General features: G+C 72.9%; 1 pseudogene. It reads left to right on the top strand.

The window, feature by feature from the left end:
• Positions 1-28: 28 nt before the first annotated feature.
• Positions 29-1,466: pseudogene (locus D7Y13_RS41410) on the top strand (DUF4388 domain-containing protein); the annotation flags it as partial.

Raw genomic sequence — 1,466 nt, 5'->3', positions numbered from 1 at the left:
GGCGGGAAGGGCTACACTCCCGGGCCGAATGTCCGCCTCGCAGGTCGCCGAAGCGCTGTACGCCGCCCACAAGTCCCGCGCCACCGGCCGGCTGACGCTGCACGCCGGTGGACGCGAGTCCGCGCTGTGGCTGCGCGAAGGCGACCTGGTGGGCGCGAGGCTGGGCTTTGGCTACCAGAGTCCGGCGCAGGCGCTGTTCCAGACAGGGCTGTTGGGCGTGGACGCCCTGGATGCGCTGTGGGCGCGGGGTGGGGCGGCGGCGCCGGACGAGGAACTGCTGGAGGACAGCGGGCTGAAGCCGTCGGTGGTGCACGAGCAGCAGGTGCTCGCGCAGGTGCGGCGGCTGAGCGAGCTGGCGGAGCGCGCGGACTTCGCGGCGGAGGCGGTGGAAGCGGCGAAGGACTTCGCGCCGATCGCGGGTGTGAGGGTGGTGCGCGCCGCGCTGGAGCCGACCCCGAGCGAGGCGGTGCCCGCGAGGGTGTACCGGTGCCCCGAGGTGGCCGCGTGCGAGCCGTGGCTGACGGATGCGTCCGAGCGGCAGTTGTTGGAGACGCTGGGGGCGTTCCGGAGGCCGGAGGCGCTGACGGGGCCGCAGCAGGCGCTGCTGCGCGTGCTGGAGCGCGAGGGGCGCATCGAGGCCCTGTCGGTGGAGGACTGGGAGGAGCGCGAGCGGCTTCGGCGTGAGGAGGAGCTGCGGCAGGCGGAGGAGGAGGCCTGGATCATCGAGGAGGCGCGCCGGCGGGAAGAGGCGGCGCGGCGGGCGGAAGAGGCCCGGCTGGCGGAGCTTGCGCGCATCGAGGCGGAGCGGCTGGCGGAGCTTGCGCGCATCGAGGCGGAGCGGCTGGCGGAAGAGGCCCGGCTCGCGGAAGAGGCGCGGCTGGCGGAGCTTGCGCGCATCGAGGCGGCACGGCTGGCGGAGGAGGCCCGGCTTCGGGCGATTGAAGAGGCCCGGCTGGCGGAGGAAGCACGGCTGCGCGCGGAGGAGGAAGCGCGGCTGGCGGAAGAGGCTCGGCTGGCGGAGGAAGTACGGCTCGCGGAAGAGGCTCGGCTCCGGGCGATTGAAGAGGCTCGGCTTGCGGAGGAGGCTCGGCTTCGGGCGATTGAAGAGGCCCGGCTGGCGGAAGAGGCTCGCCTTGCCGAAGAGGCTCGCCTTGCCGAAGAGGCTCGCCTTGCCGAAGAGGCTCGCCTTGCCGAAGAGGCCCGTCTCGCTGAGGAGGCCCGTCTCGCTGAGGAGGCCCGGCTCGCCGAAGAGGCTCGACTCGCTGAGGAGGCTCGACTCGCTGAGGAGGCTCGACTCGCTGAGGAGGCTCGACTCGCTGAGGAGGCTCGACTCGCTGAAGAGGCTCGACTCGCTGAGGAGGCTCGCCTCGCTGAAGAGGCCCGGCTCGCCGAAGAGGCTCGACTCGCTGAAGAGGCCCGGCTCGCTGAAGAGGCTCGACTGGCTGAAGAGGCTCGACTCGCTGAGG

This window comes from Corallococcus praedator (assembly GCF_003612125.1).
GTDB lineage: Bacteria > Myxococcota > Myxococcia > Myxococcales > Myxococcaceae > Corallococcus > Corallococcus praedator.
This window is presented reverse-complemented; position numbering and strand designations above follow the sequence as displayed.